Here is a 19,800-nt window from a genome sequence, read left to right on the forward strand (position 1 = left end):
GGGCTGGTCGTTTGTCGCCTCGTGCCTCAGCGGGGGAGCCTGCTCGGTGCGGCCCGGCTGCGCCAGTCAGCGCGACGCCGTCGCCGTGACGGACCTCGGAAGCGATCCGGTGCGCTGCGTGGAGCTGAGCCTGCAGCTGCTCGGCTGCCTTATCGGCCGGTCGCAGGCCGGGCACCAGCCACCTGGTCGCGGTCATCGCCCGTCACCTCCGGGCTCCTCGCCTCGGTCAGCCACGGTGAGCAGGACCAGCTCGGCGAGCGGCTCCGGCAGAGGCTGCTTCACCAGACCGAGGTAATGGGCCAACAATCGTGTGGCCGCCGTGGCGGGCGCCCGAGCGAGGGTCCACAGGACGGTTCCACGGGCGCTCGGATAGGGAGCCTGCCAGAGTGGGAACCGTTCGCCTGCGTACCACTGGCCGGGCGCTGACACCGCTGGGCCATGACGTTGCGTATCGCCATCACTGGACACTGCGGTCTGCCGCCCGCTGTCGAACAGCTCGTCGACCGCGAGCTCCGCGACGCCCTCGCCCACCAGGAGAGGACCGGCCTGTCGTGCATCGCGGACGGTGCCGACAGCCTGTTCGCCGGAGCTGTCGTCGACGCGGGCGGGCGCTTGGAAGTCGTGGTGCCCGCCCAGAAATGCCGGGATGGGCTCCCCCGAGCACTGGCCCGCCTACGACGCGCTGTTCAGCGCGGCCGACCTCGTCCACGAGATGGGCTTCATCGAGTCCACCAGCGAGGCTCACCAGGCCGCATCCGAGCGCATGCTCGAACTTGCGGAGGAGCGGTGGGCCGTCTGGGACGGATTGCCCGCCCGGGGCTTCGGAGGCACCGCTGATGTCGTAGCCGCTGCCCGCCATCGAGGACTCCCGGTCCGCATCTTCTGGCCGGATGGTGCCATGCGCTGAGCGACCTACCAGTGTCCAGAGGCAGCCATGAACGAGTAGGGATCGCAATTCGGCACCGCGTCTCATCGCGCGGCCTCCAAACGGACCTTCGCAAGAAGCTCGGGGAGAGTAGCGGCCTCTGCCACTCGCTGGTCGGGGTGGCGTGCCGTCCACGTGACGCCGTCGAAGGTAGCTGGCCAGTCGGGAAAGCCCTCCAGGACGATGGCATCCGCCGCGTGCCCGTCTTCCATTGCAAGCCTCCAGCCTGCTCTGGCTGATGAAATCGTGTGGTAGCGATCAAACGCTGAACGGCGGGACGTCGCCAGAACTTGCGAGGGGACGTTGCGGGTCCTAGCGTGAAGCAGTCAACGTCCCCAAACGCCCCCGCGGAATCACGCCTATGGCCAACGAACGCCTGCGCGCCGCCCTCCTAGCCAGCCCCTTCACCGAAGAGGCCCTGGCCGCCCACCTCGGCATCGACCCCAAAAGCGTCCAGCGATGGATCACTCGGGACGTAACGCCTCGCCGGGCCACAGCCCACCAGGCAGCGCAAGCCCTGAACGCACCCCTCGCCTACCTCTGGCCCGAATTGGCCGCCGACCTCCCCACCGCCTCAGAAGCGGAGATCGTGCGCCTGTATCCCCACCGCTCGGCCACTCCCCGCCAGCTCTGGCTTGATCTCCTCACTCGCGCCTCCAGCCACGTGTGGCTGTTCGCCAACGCAAGCCTCTTCTTGCCAGAGGACAACCCCGAGTCCATCACCACGCTGATGGACAAGGCCGCGGCCGGCATCTCGGTGCGCATCATGATGGGCGACCCGGACACGCCCGAGATGGCGCTGCGGGGAGTGGAAGAGCGGCTCTACGACGCGATCCCCGGCAGGATACGGATGGCGCTGGCCTACTACAGCCCCTTGATTGACGTGCCCGGCATCGAGTTCCGGCTGCACCGGACCTCTTTGTACAACTCGATCTTCCGCTACGACGACGAGATGCTGATCAACCAGCATATCTACGGCACCTACGGCTACATTGCGCCGGTCCTGCACCTGAGGAGGGTCGACGGAGGAGACTTCTTCGATACCTACATCCGCAGCTTCGAACGGGTGTGGGAAACCTCTTATCCGATCCAGGAATCGAACTTCCACCGGCAGAGGCAGGTCCGGCTGTCCGATTGCGCGACGTCGCCTACGCCGCAGTCGCCCGAGCTTGAATCGCGGTGACCGCGCGCACAAGAGCCGCCGCATCGACCAGGTCGGGGAAGGCCGCCTCGGCGCCTTGGGCCAGCAGCTCCGCCACTGTGTTCGGCCCGGTAGCCACACCGATCGCGACAGCACCACCATTCAGTGCTGCTTGGACGTCACGAACAGTGTCGCCGATCAGGATGGTCGTCGAATTGTGAAGGTCTACGCCGTACTTGGCGCGGGCCCGCTTCCGAGCCACCTCCACCAGATTGGCGCGCACGATGTCGTCGGAGCCGTACCCGCCAACCTCGAAGTCGAGCCCTTGGTGTAGCTCGAACGCCTCGACCTTGACGAACGCATTGGGTTGGATGTTGCCGGTCAGCACGGACTGGATAACTCCCGGCTCCCTGCTGAGCGCGGTGATCGCTTCCCGCGCGCCGGGCAGTCCGTAGCCCAGCTCGCGCAGACGCTCCCGGCGCGCGGCTAGTGAGGCTTGGAGGACCTCGGGCAGCCGCGTCATGTGTGACTCGGTGGCCACGACCCCATGTCGTGAGAGGAGGTTTGTCATGATCTCCAGATCGGTACGACCGTCAGTCTCAGCTCGGAACTCCGCAGGCCGTCCGGTGAGCAGTTCGAACGCCCCGGCGTACGTCTCCTTGCTCACGCCACCGTTCTCGATGAGCGTGTGGTCGACATCCCACAACACCAGCACAGAAGGTACGGCCGAATCCACGGGGCGTCTCCGATCTGTCAGTAGAGCCCACATCGTAGCTAGCGCTCCTCTCCTGGCGCAGAGGAGCAGGGCGATTCGTCATGCCGCCCGTTCGGTCAAGACACTCAGCCAGCCGCGGGTGATCCTTCGGCAGTTGGTCGCGCCCCACGTATGGCGACGACAGCGAAAGGTGGGCACCCCAAGGGGAGGCCGCGCGCCAATCTTAGCGATGGGGCGGGCTCTCGGGCGAGGTCCAGGGCCGGCCGATGCCGCGGCACTCCTCCACCGGGATCGGGGTGACGCCCTCGCGCATGCGACTGGTGTAGAAGCGCCCAAGCAGCTGGTCGATCTCATGAGCCACGAGCCGGGCCACCCCGTACGGGAACGCAGCGATCTTCGTCTGCCCGTCCAGGGTGGTGTGCTCCCCTTCGAGAGTGAGTGGCCGGGGGACCATGCCGCGTACGTCGAAGAAGCACAAGCAGCCCTCGTACTGCTCGTCAGTCTCGGTGGAGGCGTTGATGATGCGGGGGTTGAGCAGCACGACCGACTCGGCGTCGGAGGCGGATGGGACGACTGCTCGCCGAGCAGGGCCGCCGCAGGGCTGCCGAGCCCGGCCTGACCGCCGATCAGCGGGCAGGGGTCGAGCGATACCAGCAGCTCGTGGAGCAGATCATCGTAGAGACGGGGCATGACGAGCATCCGAACGAAAAGTCCCGTTAACGGAGGAGCGTTAAGCGGCTTGCCGTGACTTTCCGTTCAAATGCGTCTCGCCGAAGGGTTTTCGCAGGTCATGACGGATGCAGTCGGGTGGCCTGAACGGCTGTGACACGGACGGCGTACACGCGGTGCGCCTTGCGCTCGGTCGGGCTGGCATCGGCGAGGGCGGCGCTCTGCTCCAGCGCGGCGCGGTGGAGTGCGAGTGGGGCCGTGATGCGGACTGAGTAGCCGTGGCCGCGGCTGATGGTCTGCCCGGAGGCGAGGGCCTGGCGGACGGTTTCATCACCAGTGGTCCGCAGGTGATCGGCGAGCAGTCCTGGCAGATCGAGGGTCGTGTCCGGGCCCAGCGGGCACGCGATGCCGCTCGCCGGTGTTGGTCGGCGGCGCGTCGAGCTGGTCGGGCAGGTTGCGGGCGCCGGCGGCGTCCAGGACACGGCGGATGGTCTTGGGGGCGACCTGGTGCCGCCGGGCCAGGGCCTTGATGGCGGCGCCCTGACGGTACTCCTCGACGATGGTGGTGGCCTTGTCGTGGTCGAGGGCGGCGGGGCGGCCGAGGGTCTTGCCGGCGGCCTTGGCGGCGGCGACACCCTCGCGGGTGTTCTCGCCGATCATGTCGCGCTGGAACTCCAGGATGGCGGCCAGGACGGAGACCATCATTTTGGTGCCAGGGTCGTCGCTGGCCAGGTCGATGCCGGACAACAGTCCGGATTCGACGCGCAGGTGGAGGCCGCGGCGGATGAGCACGGGGCGCAGGGCGAGGATGTCGGCGACGGAGCGGAACAGGCGGGCGGCGTCGGCGATACGGATGGTGTCGCCGACTGCGGCCTCATGCAGCAGTGTGGTGAAGCCCGCGCGGTCGAGGGAGAGCTGCCGGCTGGAGGTGGCGGGGTCTTCGTAGACCGGGGCGCCTGCGGTCAGCAGGGCGGTTAGGGCGTGCCGCTGGCGGGCGTCGGTCTGCTTGTCGGTGGAGTGCCGCAGATAGACCAGGTCAGCCACGCCCGGCATCCGCGGAGTGGTTACTGGTGAAGGGGATCTCCGTGCCGTTCCAGTCGGTCTGCTCGACCAGGGCCATCGTGTCCCCTTCCCGAAGGTCGGCCTTGTGGTAGCCGACGGGTTTCTGCGGCCACTTTAAGGGGGCGGAAAGGGGGAGGCGGAAGTCTGGATCGGATTCCATTGGATCGATCGGCCGTTTCCGCAGGTGGCGGACGGCGGCTTGATTGGATCCGCTCAAGGGGGCGCAATCGGTCGATTGCGCCCCCGCTCGCCATCGGCTTGGCATGGCGGGGATCACGCTCTCGTCGTGCCGCCCCCTGGGAGATCGTTTCTCGAAGCACACCTGGACCTCGATGATGACAGGCGTCGCCGTGGCTATCTGGGGTTGTTCGCATCTTTTCGCAGGGCAGGGAGATGTGATCTTGCCAGGCACGTAAAGGCACGTTGGCTGGCATGCTGGGGTGAACGCGTGTTCAGGGGTGATGTTCGTTCAATGCCTGTCCGCGGGGCCCGGTCAGGGCGGCGGCTCGCCGTAGCTATAGGTGCCCGAGCTGCAGGCCGTGAGCAAGTCGGCGCGCTTCAACGCGGCTGGCTGGTGGGGTGTGCCGGCTGGGTGGTTGCCAGGCTGGCCAGGAGCTTGAGCCGCTCTTCGGAGGTGCTGCCCGGTTCCGCGGTATAGATGGTGAGGTCGTACACGGTCCGGCTGGAGATGGGCAGATCAAGGGACTGGTAGGTCAGCTCCAGGTCGCCCACCTGCGGATGCCACAGCCGCTTGCCGCCAGCGTGGCGGAGACGCACGTCGTGGGCGGCCCACTGGCCGCGAAACGCGGTGCTGAGCGTGGACAGCTCACCGACGAGGTCACGCAGCGCCCGGTCATGGGGCTCGCGTCCGGCCTCGGCGCGCAGCAGCGCGGCGCTGACGACGGTGGCCGCGTCCCAGTCGACGAAGAACCGCTGGGAGCCCGGGTCGAGGAAGACGTAGCGGGCGAGGTTGGCGCGGCCGTGCCGTGTGGTGGCAGGGCTGTCGAAGACCGGCGCGAGCAGGGCCCAAGCCAGCGCATTGTGGGCGACGATGTCCTGGCGGCCGTTGCGTACGAACGCCGCCGACATCGTCATGGAGTCCAGCAGCCACTGGACGCGCGTCGGGACCTGGACGTCCTTGCGGCGCGAAGGTGCGCGGCGGGCGGGCCGGGCGGCCTGGGCCAGGTCGAACAAGTAGGTGCGTTCGTCCTGGTCCAGCCGCAGAGCCTGGGCCACCGCGTCGAGTACCTCTTCCGATACGCCGCTGATGTGGCCCTTCTCCAGCCGGGTGTACCACTCGGTGCTCACACCGGCCAGCACCGCGACCTCCTCGCGGCGCAGCCCGGGCACCCGGCGCCGACCGCCGGCGGGCAGCCCGACCTGCTCCGGAGTGAGCTTCGCGCGCCGGATGGCGAGGAAATCCCGGATCTGGTCGCGGTTGTCGGGCCGGTCGTCCATGCCCCCCACGGTAACCGCAGGGTTCGCGCAGGCGCCGACGGTAAGGGGGTTGAGCTTATCCCCCCTATAAACGCGCTCTGTCTCGCGCACGGCCAGGCGGGTTTCCTGGGATCAGCGAATCGAACGCGACCTGCGACACGGAGATGGACCCTGTCCGACCAGCTTTGTAGTAGTGATCGGGCCGCCCATCACCGTCGACGCCCTCCTGTGATGCACCACCAGGACCTCCAGCACCCGGGAGTATGACCATGACCGGCAAGACCGTACTGATCACCGGCGCGACCAGCGGCATCGGCGCCCACACCGCACGATTACTCCTCGACCGCGGCCACCGCGTGGCCGTCACCGGCCGCGACGAGACCAAACTCAAGTCCTTCCTCGACGAGACCGGCCACCCCGACCGGCTGCTCGGCATCATCGCCGACGCCGCCGACTGGCCGGCCACCCAAGCCGCCGTGACCCGCACCGTGGCACAATTCGGCGCCCTGCACGCCGCGGTGGCCAACGCCGGCTTCATCCCCGCCGACCACCCACGCACCATCGCCGACGGCGACCCGGAACTGTGGGCGCCCATGGTCCTCACCAACGTCCTCGGCCCCGCCCTGCTGGCCAACGCCGCCCTGCCCCACCTCGAGACCACGGGCGGGCGGCTGGTGCTCATCGGCAGCGTCGCCGGCCTGAAGAACAGCCCCGCCAACCTCTACTCCGCCACCAAATGGGCCGTCACCGGCATGGCCGAGAACCTGCGGATGTACGCCACCAGCCGCGGCATCGGCGTCACGCTCGTCAACCCCGGCATGACCGACACCGCCTTCTGGCAAGGCGGCGTCCCGCCCTTCGCCCTGTCCCCCGAGCCCGTCGCCAAGGCCATCTGCTTCGCCCTCGGCCAGCCGGCCGACGTCGACCTCAACACCCTGACCATCCGGCCGGTCGGCCAGCCCGTCTGAGGCAGATCTGACACCCTGTGGCATCGCAGCCGGTCGTGAGCCGTGGTGTTCCCATCGGAAGCGAGACAGCCACCCCGGCAGGTGACCAGAGATCTCCTGGTCAAGTCTGCGGATAGTCCGGCTCCATTTCCACCGCATCAATCTCACCTGCAAAGGAGAAGTCCATGAAACGCATCGCCAAACGCGCGGCCCTGGCCACTCTGGCGTCCGTCGCGGTGACGGCCTCACTTGCCGTCGCCCTCCCGACGGCGGCGTACGCGATCAATGAGGTCCCGTGCGGCGACCGGACCGACCTCGTGCGCGCCACAATCCACGCAACCGGCAGCTCGTCAGTCGACTACTGTTACGCCAACGCCGGAGAGGACATGTACGCCCTGAACATCTGGTGGGTCACCCGGATCTCGACCGGTAACAACCGCGTCCAGTGGTACGGGGACGGAAGGTGGCAGCCGGCTCAGCCGATCCCGAAGTGGACCGTGTTCACCTGGCCGAACCATCCCGGTGGGGTCCGCATCCAGGGGATCAGGATCCTCTGAACCGCCGGCGATATCGGGGCGGCGGTCCTGCCCGATCGCCGCTCCGGCCGGCAAGGCCCCGGGCACAGCCCCGGGAAAGCCGGGCCCCCACATTGAGATCGCGAGTTCGCGTCACCGACACTGACATCAACTGGCTCTGGCTCACTCGCGATGATCAGCTACTCAGGGTGAGCTCGGCGAGAGGATCCCGGTGCTGTTTCTCGTTATCGCGATCTTGTAACGGACCCCACACGGAGATGGCCGCTCGTCAACGATCTGGTTTGTCGAGAACCTGATCACCAACGAGCGGCCGTGGGGTTCATTGTGCTGCATGCTTCGGCAGGCGAGAACGCCTGCTGCCTTCGCTTGTTCTGCCCCGCGCTGCGGGAGATGGATGTCCTCAATGTTGAGGACCTCGGTGACACCATGCTGATCGCGGCGCGCACCGTGGCGAGTGAAGCCCCATGCCCGAAGTGTGGGCTGCCCTCGACCCGGGTGCACAGCCGGTATCGCCGGACCATATGGGATCTGGCGACGGGCGGGCGGCCGGTCAAGGTCGAGCTGGAGGTGCGCCGCTTCTTCTGCGGCGAACCCTCTTGCGACCGACGTAGCGGGCTGTCGTCAGCTGGAGGGCGAAGCCGAGGCGGGCGTGTGTCCCACGCCGCTCGGCGATCAGCGCCCGATCCGCGTCGTCCAGGTAGAAGAACCGCTCCAACTCCGCCTGCGACGGAGCACCCGAGAAACGGCCGTACGCGGCCGCCTCACCATCACTCAAGAACTCAACCGGCATAGACGCCGGAGGTAGGGCAGTCCTGGCAAGCAGGACGAGCGGAAGATCAAATAGTTAGCTGTAGCCACCCGCTAACGGGACTTTTCGTTCGGATGCTCGTCATGCCCCGAGACCAATCTCGTGCTGGCCATCGCCGACCAGCTCGCCGATGTCACGATCGAAACGCTCATGGTCCAGAGCGACCTCGAGGTCGGCATCGAGGTCCTGCTCTGCGGCGGCGATCTGTAGGTGACCTCTACCCGCCCCAGCGGCCCGGCGGCGAGTTGGCCGGCCGACTGGCGCGGACGAGAGGCGATCGACCCCTCAAAAGTGCGGGCAGGGGTGCTGCTTGGCGGTCCACGGGCTGTCGCTGCCTTGCCGGTATCGTGCATAGAAGCCCTTGGCATGCGCGTACTGCCCGCTGGTGTACCACGTCAGGCCGGAGTGGCGGGTCTCCAGCTCACGCAGGGCAAGACTGCCGAACCCACAGCAGTGCCACTCGGGCGAGAAGCTGATCTTCTTCAGTAGGCCGACGCCGCAGGGCTCGCAGATCGCGTATTGGACGCGCCCGAGCGAACCATCTCCATCGGCGGCGATCGAGAACTCAAACGACACGGTCGGCGCGTCGTCCGTCCCTCGACGGCGGCTGGGCGTGGCGTTGGCCCGCGCGATCGTTTCCGATCTGGCACGGCTGGCTGCGGCGTACAGGCTCCACCCCAGGTCGGTATCCAGCTCGGCGATGGTGATGTCGGCCCAGCCCGATACCTCGACGCTCTCCTGCGACAGGAGAGCAGCCAGGCGGGCCTTCCACGCGTCAGCGAACGCGGCCGGCCCGCGATGCTCGCTGTCCTGCTCGGCCACGGTCTGCTGGAAGGCCTCACGGACGATCGCCTGCATCGCCCCCCGCCGCACCCGCCGCTCAACGTCATCGCCCTGCGGCGCGCCCGCGGCCATCTCCTGGATCCAGGCGATCAGGCCGCGCAGCCCGGTCGACCGCTGGGGCGCTACTGGCAGCCACGACTCGGGCAAAGGCTTCCACAGTAACCGCACCAGCATGCCAGCACCGTAACCCACGAGGAGCGTCCTGCCGTGAGGTTTGGCCGAGTGGGTCTGAGAGCGGTGCAGTTTGCCAGGTCTTGCTGGAGATGCCCCGCACAGCAGAGGCGTGGTCGTACGTCTCCCACCGGGGACCGCAGGACCCAGAGGGTGGATCTGGGACCGCACGTGCTCAAAAGGCCTCAGACCCCCGACGCTGTGACCTGTGTGTTCTCCTGGGGTCTCACGCCGTGTCATCCGTCAACTGTCCCAGGATCGTGTCATTCCTCGGAAATCTCGATCGGCGCACGCCGCTGACCTGCGAGACGACATCCGCGTGAGACTGCGGCGGAGAAAATGACACAGGATTTGAGAACCTACATCGCGTGTAGCATCCGCGTTCTGCTGTCACACGTCGGCGCTGTGAGCTGGCCGTTCTTCCGAGTCCGTGTTCAGTGTCACCTTGATCAGTCCGGGATTCGTGTCATTTCCGGGGGCCGCGTAATCTAGCCACGGTCAGCATCTCTACGCGCCGGTAACTTCTACGCCCGGGATGCGGCGTGCTCGGCTTCCCCTTAGGGTTCCCCACATGCGGCCAATACCCCGGATGATCTTGATAGGCACGCTCCGCAGGGCACACGCCATACGCGTGGCCCGGCGGCCTGGCCGGTAAGCGGCCTCGCCTGGGGATCTGCACTCAGAGGGCAGCCGCGCTTTGTAGGAACGCCCGGAGTGCGTCGCGCCGTAGGCGATCATGGCGCCTGTGCACTGGCCAACTCGGCGGCTACGGGGGTTGGGGGCCGAGCTTGTTAAGCCCTTCGAGTAGGCGCTGGAGGGTGTGGGGGGCGTGGGTTCAGGGTGATCACCTGGCCGACGTGCTGGCGGATGATCTCGGCGGAGAGGACGGTGACCGGGCCGTCACCGTTCCAGGGGCGCAGGACCTCGTTAGTTGGGATGATGGACGTCGTGACGGACCTGGCGAACTGGAAGTCGCGCGCCGCAGACCTTGACCCGGCTGTGGCGGCCGAGGTGTGGACCGACCCCTCGGCGCCGGCTTCAGTGCTGCGTGACCCCCCGGCGGGCGTGGTGGAGTTCCTGCTCGGCGACGGAGCCTGGCAGGGCAGCCTCTCGGCCGTATTGCGCAATCCGGCGCTACCGATGAGCGTGCTGGCCATGCTGGCGGCACGGGCCAAGGGGCAGTCCCGTGCCGCGATCTCCCGTCACGCGTTGCGGGCCGGGGCCGACGTGCCGAGGTTGATCGCGGCGGCTCCGGCGATCACCGCCGCCGAACTGGGAAAGGTTGTGGACGGGCTACGGTACGGATGGGAGCACCGGCAGGACCCCGGCGCAGCACAGGCCACGTTGGCCAAGATGCTGCGTGCGTTCACCACTTCGTCGGACATCCGGTGCCGGGCTCTCGCCGCTGAGGCGTTCCCACTGATTGTGGGGCCGCGTCACCGCTACACCAAGGGCGAGGTATCGGCGACCAAGCTGATCGCTGATCCGGAGGTCGCGGTGCTGGTCGCGTTGGCTCGCAACCACCACATGCGCGTCCTGCCGGAGTCGCAGGAAGGCTTGGCTGTGCGCCGTGCGCTCCTGGGTCACTCCGCGCCGCGGGTGCGCGCCGCGGCCCGTCGCGCGGGCATACATGTGCTCGACAGCCACATCCTTGCCGCGCTCTCGGCAGCCGACGGCCGGCCCGTCCCCGCCGACCCTGCGGCGTCCGGGGTGGAGCTGGCCGACCCGCTGGATGATCCGTCGCCCAGCGTGCGCGTGACCGCGATCGCCGGCGGCATCCCTGAGCAGGACGGCGCCCGCTGGGCGCGTGTACTGGCTGACCCAAGCCCGCAGGTCCGCAAGGCCGCCGCCACACGCGGATACTTCACGCCCTCCTTCGTGTGGACTGGCCTGGCCGAGGACCCCGACCCGGCCGTGCGCGCTGCGGTCGCCCATTCCCGCTGGGCACCCGCGGAGCTACAACGCCGGCTCTTGTCCGACGCGGACCCGAAGGTGGCAACGGCCGCCGAAGCCCGCGATCCGCTCTCCCTGCCGGTGGGGGTACGCCGCCCGGGCCTGCCCGCGGACGGGGAAATCATGCTGCCGGTCAGCTTCACCCACGACCAGCAGCTTCGTCGGCTCGACCTCACCGCCGTCACTCTCACCCTGACCCAGCAGCACCAACTGGCAATCGCGGCGCGTACCAATGCTGAGGCCCGCGCCGAAGCACGCGCCCGCGTTATCGCCTGCCTGGGAACCTCCCGGGCCGCGGACTGGGTGGCCAACCGCTGGGAACGTTGGTGCGATGTGTTCGCGGTCCCCGCACCGGCACACTCCATGATCGGTTTGGAGCACAGGCTCGCCGCGCCGTTCGTCGGCGCGGCGAGCGCTGATGATCGCGTCACCGGCGCGCTCGCGCTGTTCGACGCCGTCCTCGGCCTGGCCGCCGCACCCGGTTTCGCTATGCCAGACCATCGGTCCGAACACCGCTCCGATGCCCTGTACACCAGCGGCAAGGAGCAGAACGAGCAGGAGGCTGCCGACCTGGTGCTGCTGACTGGGCCGTGGGAACAGGTCTTGCTCCCCACACTGGTCACCGTGGACACCGTGTACGGACCACGCACTCCCGCAGCACGACACCTGCTGACCACCGCGGCACGGCTGCCCCGCGCCCGCCTGGACTCTCTGCTCACCACGCGCATCAGCATTGACGACCAGCGCTGGAGATCCGCTCGCCGCGAGGCGGTCGACGCGGTCGCCGGCCCCCACGACCAGGTATACGCCGCGCACTTTCTTTTCTGGGACGCTGTGACCGTCGCCGAGCTCGCCGCCTGGCAGCGACCCACTGATCCGCTGCTGGCCGACGCCCTGTGGGCCGCCGGCGCGGTGGTGTTGTATGGCGAGCAGATGTCAGCGGCCACAGTCGAGATCCTGACTTCGCCCTGCACTGCGGCAGGTCTCTTGCTGTGATCGACCAGCTGCCACGCAGCCCGACGATGGGCGGGAGCGCTCGGCTGCTGGCGTTGTCGGGGGGTCATGCCAGAGCGTTCCGGGCTCCGGTGTAGGCAGCGACGAACTCCTGGTGTCGGGGCGAGCACCGCGGCGCGCTGGTCCACAGACGCAGCCTGCCCTGCCGCCTTCAATGAATGCGCCACGGCACGGTGTAGCAGCTTGGTCCATGCCTTCGCCTCGATCAGTTCCGGGGCGGGGCGCCTCGAAGACATCCGAAGCACAGCCGTCGATCATGTCCTGACCTGAGGATCCCCATGCCGATCCGCAGTTCATGTCACTGGACAAGGCAGAGGACATGGACTGCGGATTATGCCATCGGAACGCGGACCCCACACGATTGCGGCTTCCTCGTACGGCGTACGTGCCTCAACGGGCGGCAGCAGGTCGCGCAGTCCCCGATTTTCGGCAGGGTTGATCCAAAGGCTCGTCCTGAGGGCCGTTGCGGCGTTGTCGAAGTCGCCGAGTCGCCACCACGCGAGCCCGCGCCCCGCTGACGCGAAGGCCGTGATGCCGGTGGGGGCTATGGCCCAGTTCAACCTTGCCCCGACCGTTGACGTGGGTCAGGCCAGGGGCAGGTCTTTGCGGGCCTGCTCCAGGTCGGTGGCCCAGATCCACAGCCGCTGGGTGGGTGGCACCTGGTGGTAGCCGAACAGGCCTACCTCGGTCATGTTACGCAGGTCCACGCACACCCGCTGGTAGGCCTCCTTGATCGCTTTGGCGGGATCGTCCAGGTCCTTGGTGCCGAGTTTGATGCAGGCCCGGTACTCATAGCCCAGCAGCAGGTCGGAGCCGAACTGCGCCCAGGCGCCGCGCTGCTGCTGCCAGGCCGTGTCCGCTTCGGTCAGCAGCAGGTTCAGATCAGCGGCATGCGGGATGGACGGATAGATCACGAAGGTGGCGGCCCACCCCAGTGCCACCATGTCGAGGTTGAAGGTGCGCCGGTCGGGGTGGTCACGCGGCGGCAGCGGGTCGGAGGCGGTGCCGGAGAACCACGGGGCGGTGTAGGCGAGCAGCCTCCCGTTCTTCTCCACCAGTTCGCCGGTGGCGATCACCGCAAGCTTGCGCTGCGAGCCGTCCGGCCGTGTCAGCCGGGTGTTCACCATGCTCTTGTGCGCTTCGGCGGCCAGCTTGCCGGCGCTCAGGTGCCGCTGGGCGGCGTCGGGGGTGATGCGTGCGATGAGGTAGTCGCGCAGGTCCTGCGACAGGGCGTCGTAGGTGCCGTCCTGCAGGCGGGCCTTGGTCCGCTCCAGCGTGGCCTGGGCGGTGGGCGGGCTGCCGCCGAACTCGCTTTCCGGGGTGTCGATCGACACCATCCGGATCGACATCTCGATCTTCGGGGTGTCGCCGTCGGTCACCTCGATGAAGCGGTAGTCCTGGGCCGGACGACTGGGGCCGACGAAACCGAGATCCACCATCGCTGCACACTCCCTGCACCGTTGACGGGGGCGAAGACCTGCCAATCCAACATCGCAGCTGATCAGCGTTTCGTTGCTCTGACACGCTGAAGCGCTGGCACCCCGAAGGGGCGGGCGTGGGCGGGCGCGTCGACGTCGTGGAGACTCCGAGCTGAGCAGTGGGGGCCCGCGCGGCACCGGGTGGACCATGGCCGGCCAAGAGGTCAACGGCCACCTTGCCGAAATTCTGCAAGCGGTGCGGCAAGGTGGCCGCCAGGCAAGGGATACCGTCATCGGCCGGTAAGGTGATCATGATGACGGACACGCGGCTGACCACCCACTGTGACGTTTCCACGACCATGGCCCGCTACGACGACCGGGAGTTGGCCGAGCTGCTGGAGCGCGAGGCCGTGCCTCTCGGCACCGGCATCGGCGGGGCGTCCGCGCGGCTCGAGGTCTGCGGTACCTCGGTCTTCATCAAACGCGTGCCCCTCACTGAGCCCGAACTGCGCCACCCGCACTCGACGGCCGACCTGTTCGGGCTGCCGCCCTTTCTGCCAGTACGGCATCGGCTCGCCCGGCTTCGGCGCCTGGCGCGAGCTGGCCGCGCACATGATGACCACCGAGTGGGTGCTGACCGGCCAATTCCCCAGCTTCCCACTGCTGTATCACTGGCGGGTGCTGCCTAACGCCGAGCCCGCCCCGCTGTACGGAGAGCTGGCCGACATCGATCGGGCGGTCACCTTCTGGGAGGGCGCGCCCGGCGTACGCCGCCGCCTCGAGGCGCTGGCAGGGGCTCCGGCGAGCCTGGCGCTCTTCCTGGAGTACTTCCCATACAACCTGCACCAGTGGCTGGACGAGCGGGTACGCGCGGGCGACGCCGACCGCGCCTGCGCCCTGGCGGACCAGGGGCTGCGCGAGGCCGTGTCCTTCATGAACGCGGGCGGCCTGCTGCACTTCGACGCGCATTTCGAGAACATCCTCACCGACGGGCGCCGCTTCTATATGACCGACTTCAGGCAGGCCGTGTCGACCCGGTTCGACCTGTCAGAGAAGGAACAGGCCTTTTATCGCCGGCACCTGACCTTTGACCGCACCTACACACTGACGTACCTGGTGAACTGGCTGGCCGGCGCCTTCCACGGCGCCGACTGGCCGGGGCGTCGCGAACTGGTGCGGGAATGGGCGGCGGGAGAGCGGCCAGCCGGCGTGCCCGGCGGGGTCGCGGCCCTGCTATCGCGGCACAGCCCGCTGGCCACCGTGCTGAACGACTTCTACCATGAGCTGCAGAGTGAGAGCAGGAAGACGCCGTACCCACTGGAGGAGATCCGCCAGGTTGCCGGACGGCACGCCCTGCCGCTCGATTGAAGGTCACCTACTGCTTGAGCGAGGCGCACGCCGATCGGGAAGAAGCTCTGCTCGGATGAGACTCACTGGCCGCGACGGTCCTTCCCCCAGCCTCCAGGCCATTGACCTGGACAACCGGCGCGCTCCCATCCTGGCCGAGGGCGGTGCCGACACCCGCCTCGGCCCACGGCATCGAGCCTGACGGTGCCCGTGGCATTGCGACTTCGGCGACGCGTCCGGCCTGGCCGCAACCGAGCTCCCGGCGGCGACGGGGGCGGCGGACTCGTTGGAGCAAGCCAGCAAGGCGCACCTTTGACCACTTCTATACCAAATAGAGGTTTTGCCCAAGTCTATGGGCCGATAGAAACCGGCCCATGGCCACTGCCTCTGACCAGCGTAAACACGCCCGCACTCGGTTGCGCGGCCCCATCGAGCCCATGCTGGCCAGGACTGTGGCCTCCTTCCCGCCGGGCGAGCCTGGGACATGGGCCTACGAACCGAAGCTTGACGGTTTCCGCTGCCTGGCCTTCGTCGATACCGACCGGGGCGTCCACCTTCAGTCCCGACGCGGCGCGCGCTTCAACGAGATCTTCCCGGAGATCGCCTGGGCCGTACACCAACATCTGCCCGCCCGCACGACCGTGGACGGAGAGATCGTCCGCTGGAGTTCGTCGGGCAAGCTCGACTTCCCCGCGCTGCACCGCCGTAACGTGGCCGGGCGCCGCCGCGCCGCTGACCTGGCGCGTACGGACTGCTGCCACTACGTCATCTTCGACCTGATCCGGCTACACGGCCAGGACGTGACCGCCCTGCCGCTGTTCGAGCGACGCGCGCTGTTGGAGGAGCTCTTCGCGCCCATCCCGGCCGCCGGCGTGCTCGCCCTGGGCATGCAGACCACCCGCGAGGCCGAAGCGCGGGCCTGGTACGAATCGATGCACCGGGTGGGCGTGGAGGGGCTGGTGATCAAGCCGGTCCGCTCGCTCTATGAGACCGGCGTTCGTGGCTGGCTCAAGCTGAAGTACAAGATCAGCGCAGAGTGCGTGGTCGGGGGTTACGTCGGCTTGCCGCGGCGGCCGAGCGGGCTGATCCTCGGCCGCCACGACCTGACGGGACGACTGCGCGTCGTCGGTCGCACCACCCGGCTCACCGCTCAAGCCGCGGCCGAGATCGCCACTCTGCTGACCCCTGCAGACGACGGACACCCGTGGCCGGCGACGCTGCACCCCGGATGGGCGGGGAGTCCGTACGGCCAGCGCGGGCCCCTGAGCTACACCCGGGTCCAACCCGACCTGGTCGTGGAAGTCCTGATCGACACCGCCACGGACCTGGGCAAACATCGGCATCCCGTTCGGTACCTGCGCCCACGCGCCGACCTTGACCCCGCGCACGTGATAGCGGGGCACGACACCGCGGCGTAGTCATCGAGAGGGTCAGCGCAGGCAGCTGCCGGCTCCCACAACGCGAGAATAAGCCCGCGGTCAGGAGCGGGCCACGCGCGCCGGCTGACGAACCCGCAAGCTCCTCACCTGGCCGGGTGACATCCACGGTGATCTGCTGCCACCAGTCCGACCAGGTCAAGCGGACCTCGCCAGCGACCGCGTGGCCTGCCAGCGCTCCCTGCCCCGAACGCGTCCCACGTCATACAGGCGCGATGCATGAGGCGCATGTTGGAACGGCATGACCCGGTCCGCCAAGCGGAACACCGTCAACCGAGACCTCGGTAGTCTCCATCCTGTCAAGCGACAAGACCACCAATTGAGCGACGTGAAGAAGAGGCTCCATTGTCATGATCAACGACCTCACTGGGGGAGATCTCGGCGAGGGCGCCTCAGCGCCTGACAGAGCCGATCAATCTCCACCCCGCCAGTCCAACAAGGTCGGAAACGGTGCTCAACGGCCGGGGCGCTCGGCGCCCACCGTGCTGGACGGGATCATGACCGAGCCCGAAGAGATCTTCCAGCGCGAGGTGCTGCGCCGCCACCAGATCCCCGCCGCGCCGCTCGTCGGCGCGACAGAGCCCGAAGAGATCTTCCAGCAGGAGCTGCGCGACCAGCACCGCCAGCCCGGCGGCCGTACCCTTGCCGACCCTGCCGACGCACAAGCTGTCGCCGCTGAGCGTGCCTGGCTGACCACCATGATGGCCAGGCGCACCGCCGACGGCGGGTAAAACCTACCGGCCGCGCCGTCTTCAGCGCGGCCGCCAGGCGCTTGCGCTCACCCTCGATGCGTCGGAGACACCTCGCCAGCTACCCCAGCCCGAGACAGACAGCACCCCAGCTGATCATCATTCGCGACTGGACACTCCCTCGCCGGAATCCTGCGCGTCTTCCAGGTCGAGGAGCAGTGGTTTGGCTCCCGGGGTCAGCAGCACGGCGGTGTGCGGGACTGGGCCGTACATCTGGCGCACGGCCACCAGCGTGTCACTGACCTCACGCAGTAGCCGGTGCCAGCCGAGCCGTTCTTCTGTGCCGTCCCCGTGCCAGCAGGTCACCCCGATGGCGCACGCCATGCGGCTCCGAGGCAGGTCAACCCCGCGCTCACCAACGGTTCCGTCGGGGGCGGCCGACCGCTGCCAGTCCGGCGCGCCGTTGGGCCTGGCGAATGCATCGCCTTCCTGTTGCGCCGTCTCCAGGCCGATGTACCAGACGGACTCGGTGTCGAAGTCGTGACCGAACCGCATCGCCACCCAGATGGCGCCGCCCGTGCTGTGCTCCATGAACTTCCTTCCCTTACGTGAGGGGAGAAAGAGTGCCGAGCCGATCGGCTTACGTCCTTCTACGACGGCACACCAAGCGGCGAAATATGTCCACAACCGGCGATATGCGAAGTTCTCGCCGTCTGCTTAAGCGAATTGTTATCCGATGATCGGCTACGTTGTCCCCGACCGGTTTCACTATCGCGACGTCGACCTTGGCAACACACCGATGGGAGGCCTTGCCCTTCCCGGTTCTGGAGGACGTACGGGCGAGGCCCCAACGCTTAGGGGTGCTCGGGAGATGGGTGCAACGTCCCGGGCACCTTTACAAGTAAGTTCCGACTCGCGCTCGATGGGGATGGTGACCAGGGAGCGGTGCCAGGTGACGGCACCACCAGCAAGCCCAGCAGACTCATCACCACCCGAGCGTGGCTTCAAGGCCGCCTTCGCCGATCAGCGTGACGACCATGCGCGCCCGAGCGTACCGGCGGGAATCGCCGGTTACTGCACAGCAGCCACAGCGCCGCCGTCACCCGGGGTCAAGCAGACGGGCCAGTCTCGCGGCGAGAGGGTAATCGTCGTAGTGCTGGGCTTTCGGCGAATTCGTCAGCTCCATCGTCACGGTCAGCCAACATCGTCGGCACCTATGCGGTGCCGCACTTGTCCGGGCCGGTCTCGCCTCAAACCGTGGCAGAGAGCAACCACCACGGTCGGCCCAGGGATCTAGCCCGAGCCCGGGAGCCGGATGGCCGCCGGGCCGCCTTCTCAGCCGTCGCAGATGCGCCTGGCTAGCAGATCTTCGAGCCACTGGCTGGGCAGCACCCGATGGAAGCGCAGCGTGTCCGCAATCGTGGGACCGGCCTGCTGGGCGTCCTGGCCGTGCGTCTGGGTGCGGATGGTCTGCCAGGCCGTGATGAGGCGCTCGGCCACCTGGCTCACCTGCTCAGGCGTGACCAGGTAGAGGTCGGCGTCGGCAACCTTGGCGGCCCCGTGGCCAAGTCGCTGCTGCGGGGTGATGTAGAGGGTGACGGAACCGGCCGGGATGGGCTGGTCGCTGTCGCGGGAGGCGTAAGTGAGGTGGCTGCTGGCCTCGCGGACGTGTTTGGCCGGGATCTCCTTGTCGGGGTCGGTGTTGGTTTTCGCTTCCCAGCTGTCGGCGTACGAGCGAACGTGCGCCAGCGCGTACGGATGAGAATGCACCGTTCTTGATGCAGTGACAGTCCGTTACTGCGAAGCTACTGTCCTCGGTTCGGAGTCAGGGGAGGGCGGCTGACGGTGGTCCTGGACCCGCATCGCTGGTTGGAGCTGAGGCGATTTCGCAGTCTGCACGAGTCCGGCGCGATGAGCTTGCGGGAGATCGCGGCCGAGACCGGGCTGAACCGGCGGACGGTCGCCAAGTACCTGTCGGGCCAGGTTCCGGTGGCGCCGCCGAAGCGGGCGCCCAACACTCGGCCGCGGCGGCGGGTGGTGGACGAGGTCGCGCCGTTGATCGACGCCATGTTGCGGGCCGAGATCCTGCTCAAGGGAGCGGTGATCCATGAGCGTCTGGTGGCCGACTACGGGTTCACCGGCAACTATCAACGCGTCAAGATCTACTTGCAGGAGGCGCGCCCGCGGATCGCGGCCGAACTCGGCATCAGTCCGGGCGAGCTGGCAGGGCTGCATCGCCGATTCGAGGTGGTGCCGGGCGCTCAGGCGCAAGTGGACTGGGGCGACGAGGGCAAAATCTTGGCCCATGTGGGGATCGGGAAGGTCTACTCCTTCCACATGACCTTGTCCTATTCGCGCGACCCGTTCTGTTGCTTCACCACCAGTCAGGATCTGGCGACCTTCTTCGACTGCCACCGGCGGGCGTTTGAGCACTTCGGTGGGGTGCCGATGTCGATCGTCTACGACCGCACCAAGACGGTGGTGCGCCGCCATGTCGCCCCGGGCGAGGCCGTCCCGCTGCATCCCGAGGCGGTGGCCTTCGCCGGGCACTACGACTTCGACCCCGATGTACTGGCCGCCTACCGGCCCACCGGCAAAACGTTGGCTTCACACTGCACCCCTTCGGTTCGATTCGCTTGTTCCTGGTGTTTGTGCAGGTCGCCGGTCGGCGAGCTTGGGGAGTCCGTGA

Annotated in this window: 20 protein-coding genes and 2 pseudogenes; 12 read left to right on the top strand and 10 right to left on the bottom strand. The window is 67.8% G+C overall.

The annotated features are described in order from the left end of the window. Nucleotides 1-646: 646 nt before the first annotated feature. Together ACIBVN_RS55405 and ACIBVN_RS55410 are read left to right on the top strand one after the other, a co-directional pair. The gene (locus ACIBVN_RS55405; RefSeq protein ID WP_397150100.1) at nucleotides 647-907 is read left to right on the top strand and encodes a hypothetical protein; all 261 of its coding nucleotides are present in this window, start codon (nucleotides 647-649) and stop codon (nucleotides 905-907) included. 379 nt (nucleotides 908-1,286) lie between these two features. Beyond that, nucleotides 1,287-2,108 (top strand): XRE family transcriptional regulator, encoded by an 822-nt coding sequence (locus ACIBVN_RS55410; RefSeq protein ID WP_397150102.1) that lies wholly within the window; start codon nucleotides 1,287-1,289, stop codon nucleotides 2,106-2,108. Here the strand turns inward: ACIBVN_RS55410 and ACIBVN_RS55415 are convergent. Both ACIBVN_RS55415 and ACIBVN_RS55420 read right to left on the bottom strand, forming a co-directional pair. After that, nucleotides 2,074-2,781, bottom strand: coding sequence for an HAD family hydrolase (locus ACIBVN_RS55415; protein WP_397150104.1), 708 nt, complete (start codon nucleotides 2,779-2,781; stop codon nucleotides 2,074-2,076). The two genes, ACIBVN_RS55410 and ACIBVN_RS55415, sit on opposite strands and share 35 nt — an antisense overlap. A gap of 223 nt (nucleotides 2,782-3,004) precedes the next feature. Next, a complete protein-coding gene (locus ACIBVN_RS55420) occupies nucleotides 3,005-3,322 on the bottom strand; it encodes a peptide deformylase (RefSeq protein ID WP_397150106.1) in 318 nt (105 codons plus the stop codon). Between the two features lie 23 nt (nucleotides 3,323-3,345). Between ACIBVN_RS55420 and ACIBVN_RS55425 the strand changes: the two genes are divergently transcribed. Beyond that, nucleotides 3,346-3,501 (top strand): hypothetical protein, encoded by a 156-nt coding sequence (locus ACIBVN_RS55425; protein ID WP_397150108.1) that lies wholly within the window; start codon nucleotides 3,346-3,348, stop codon nucleotides 3,499-3,501. Between the two features lie 279 nt (nucleotides 3,502-3,780). Here ACIBVN_RS55425 and ACIBVN_RS55430 read toward each other — a convergent pair whose 3' ends face one another. From ACIBVN_RS55430 to ACIBVN_RS55440, 3 genes are all read right to left on the bottom strand, one after another. Next, the gene (locus ACIBVN_RS55430; protein ID WP_397150110.1) at nucleotides 3,781-4,494 is read right to left on the bottom strand and encodes a recombinase family protein; all 714 of its coding nucleotides are present in this window, start codon (nucleotides 4,492-4,494) and stop codon (nucleotides 3,781-3,783) included. Further along, nucleotides 4,487-4,672 carry a hypothetical protein gene (locus ACIBVN_RS55435; RefSeq protein WP_397150112.1) on the bottom strand — a complete coding sequence of 62 codons (186 nt, stop codon included), beginning with the start codon at nucleotides 4,670-4,672 and terminating at the stop codon, nucleotides 4,487-4,489. The genes ACIBVN_RS55430 and ACIBVN_RS55435 overlap by 8 nt, the downstream gene beginning before the upstream one ends. A 398-nt stretch (nucleotides 4,673-5,070) precedes the next feature. Next, entirely contained in the window at nucleotides 5,071-5,970 is a 900-nt protein-coding gene (locus ACIBVN_RS55440; RefSeq protein ID WP_397150114.1) for a helix-turn-helix transcriptional regulator, read from the bottom strand. 248 nt (nucleotides 5,971-6,218) lie between these two features. Here ACIBVN_RS55440 and ACIBVN_RS55445 point away from each other — a divergent pair, with 248 nt between their 5' ends. The 3 genes and pseudogenes from ACIBVN_RS55445 to ACIBVN_RS55455 all read left to right on the top strand — a co-directional run. Next, the gene (locus ACIBVN_RS55445; RefSeq protein WP_397150116.1) at nucleotides 6,219-6,917 is read left to right on the top strand and encodes an SDR family oxidoreductase; all 699 of its coding nucleotides are present in this window, start codon (nucleotides 6,219-6,221) and stop codon (nucleotides 6,915-6,917) included. A gap of 164 nt (nucleotides 6,918-7,081) precedes the next feature. Next, a complete protein-coding gene (locus tag ACIBVN_RS55450) occupies nucleotides 7,082-7,453 on the top strand; it encodes a beta/gamma crystallin domain-containing protein (protein WP_397150118.1) in 372 nt (123 codons plus the stop codon). A 405-nt stretch (nucleotides 7,454-7,858) separates the two neighbouring features. After that, nucleotides 7,859-7,963: pseudogene (locus ACIBVN_RS55455) on the top strand (hypothetical protein); the annotation flags it as partial. Between the two features lie 70 nt (nucleotides 7,964-8,033). Here ACIBVN_RS55455 and ACIBVN_RS55460 read toward each other — a convergent pair. Both ACIBVN_RS55460 and ACIBVN_RS55465 read right to left on the bottom strand, forming a co-directional pair. Continuing rightward, nucleotides 8,034-8,222, bottom strand: a pseudogene (locus tag ACIBVN_RS55460) (DUF4158 domain-containing protein); the annotation flags it as partial. Between the two features lie 303 nt (nucleotides 8,223-8,525). After that, nucleotides 8,526-9,257 (bottom strand): hypothetical protein, encoded by a 732-nt coding sequence (locus tag ACIBVN_RS55465; protein WP_397150120.1) that lies wholly within the window; start codon nucleotides 9,255-9,257, stop codon nucleotides 8,526-8,528. Between the two features lie 1,062 nt (nucleotides 9,258-10,319). On the opposite strand from ACIBVN_RS55465, the gene ACIBVN_RS55470 reads away from it, so the two are divergent. Then, the gene (locus ACIBVN_RS55470) at nucleotides 10,320-12,203 is read left to right on the top strand and encodes a hypothetical protein (RefSeq protein WP_397150122.1); all 1,884 of its coding nucleotides are present in this window, start codon (nucleotides 10,320-10,322) and stop codon (nucleotides 12,201-12,203) included. Between the two features lie 602 nt (nucleotides 12,204-12,805). Here ACIBVN_RS55470 and ACIBVN_RS55475 read toward each other — a convergent pair. Then, complete coding sequence (locus tag ACIBVN_RS55475) at nucleotides 12,806-13,660, bottom strand: hypothetical protein (protein WP_397150124.1); 855 nt, start codon at nucleotides 13,658-13,660, stop codon at nucleotides 12,806-12,808. Nucleotides 13,661-13,950: 290 nt separating this feature from the next. On the opposite strand from ACIBVN_RS55475, the gene ACIBVN_RS55480 reads away from it, so the two are divergent. The 4 genes from ACIBVN_RS55480 (at nucleotide 13,951) to ACIBVN_RS55495 (ending at nucleotide 17,153) form a co-directional block, all read left to right on the top strand. After that, the gene (locus tag ACIBVN_RS55480) at nucleotides 13,951-14,328 is read left to right on the top strand and encodes a hypothetical protein (RefSeq protein WP_397150125.1); all 378 of its coding nucleotides are present in this window, start codon (nucleotides 13,951-13,953) and stop codon (nucleotides 14,326-14,328) included. Next, a complete protein-coding gene (locus ACIBVN_RS55485; protein ID WP_397150127.1) occupies nucleotides 14,252-15,007 on the top strand; it encodes a hypothetical protein in 756 nt (251 codons plus the stop codon). The genes ACIBVN_RS55480 and ACIBVN_RS55485 overlap by 77 nt, the downstream gene beginning before the upstream one ends. Before the next feature lie 353 nt (nucleotides 15,008-15,360). Next, a complete protein-coding gene (locus ACIBVN_RS55490) occupies nucleotides 15,361-16,404 on the top strand; it encodes an RNA ligase family protein (RefSeq protein ID WP_397150129.1) in 1,044 nt (347 codons plus the stop codon). 515 nt (nucleotides 16,405-16,919) lie between these two features. Then, nucleotides 16,920-17,153 carry a hypothetical protein gene (locus tag ACIBVN_RS55495; RefSeq protein ID WP_397150131.1) on the top strand — a complete coding sequence of 78 codons (234 nt, stop codon included), beginning with the start codon at nucleotides 16,920-16,922 and terminating at the stop codon, nucleotides 17,151-17,153. A 117-nt stretch (nucleotides 17,154-17,270) separates the two neighbouring features. Here the strand turns inward: ACIBVN_RS55495 and ACIBVN_RS55500 are convergent, their stop codons facing one another. Together ACIBVN_RS55500 and ACIBVN_RS55505 are read right to left on the bottom strand one after the other, a co-directional pair. Then, a complete protein-coding gene (locus ACIBVN_RS55500; protein ID WP_397150133.1) occupies nucleotides 17,271-17,702 on the bottom strand; it encodes a hypothetical protein in 432 nt (143 codons plus the stop codon). 744 nt (nucleotides 17,703-18,446) lie between these two features. Beyond that, nucleotides 18,447-18,881: a hypothetical protein gene (locus ACIBVN_RS55505; RefSeq protein WP_397150134.1), complete on the bottom strand. Its 435-nt coding sequence runs from the start codon at nucleotides 18,879-18,881 to the stop codon at nucleotides 18,447-18,449. A 75-nt stretch (nucleotides 18,882-18,956) separates the two neighbouring features. On the opposite strand from ACIBVN_RS55505, the gene istA reads away from it, so the two are divergent. Further along, a partial coding sequence (gene istA / locus ACIBVN_RS55510; protein WP_397150136.1) for an IS21 family transposase occupies nucleotides 18,957-19,800 on the top strand: 844 nt, incomplete at its 3' end.

Source organism: Nonomuraea sp. NPDC049400, assembly GCF_044466425.1.
Lineage (GTDB): Bacteria > Actinomycetota > Actinomycetes > Streptosporangiales > Streptosporangiaceae > Nonomuraea.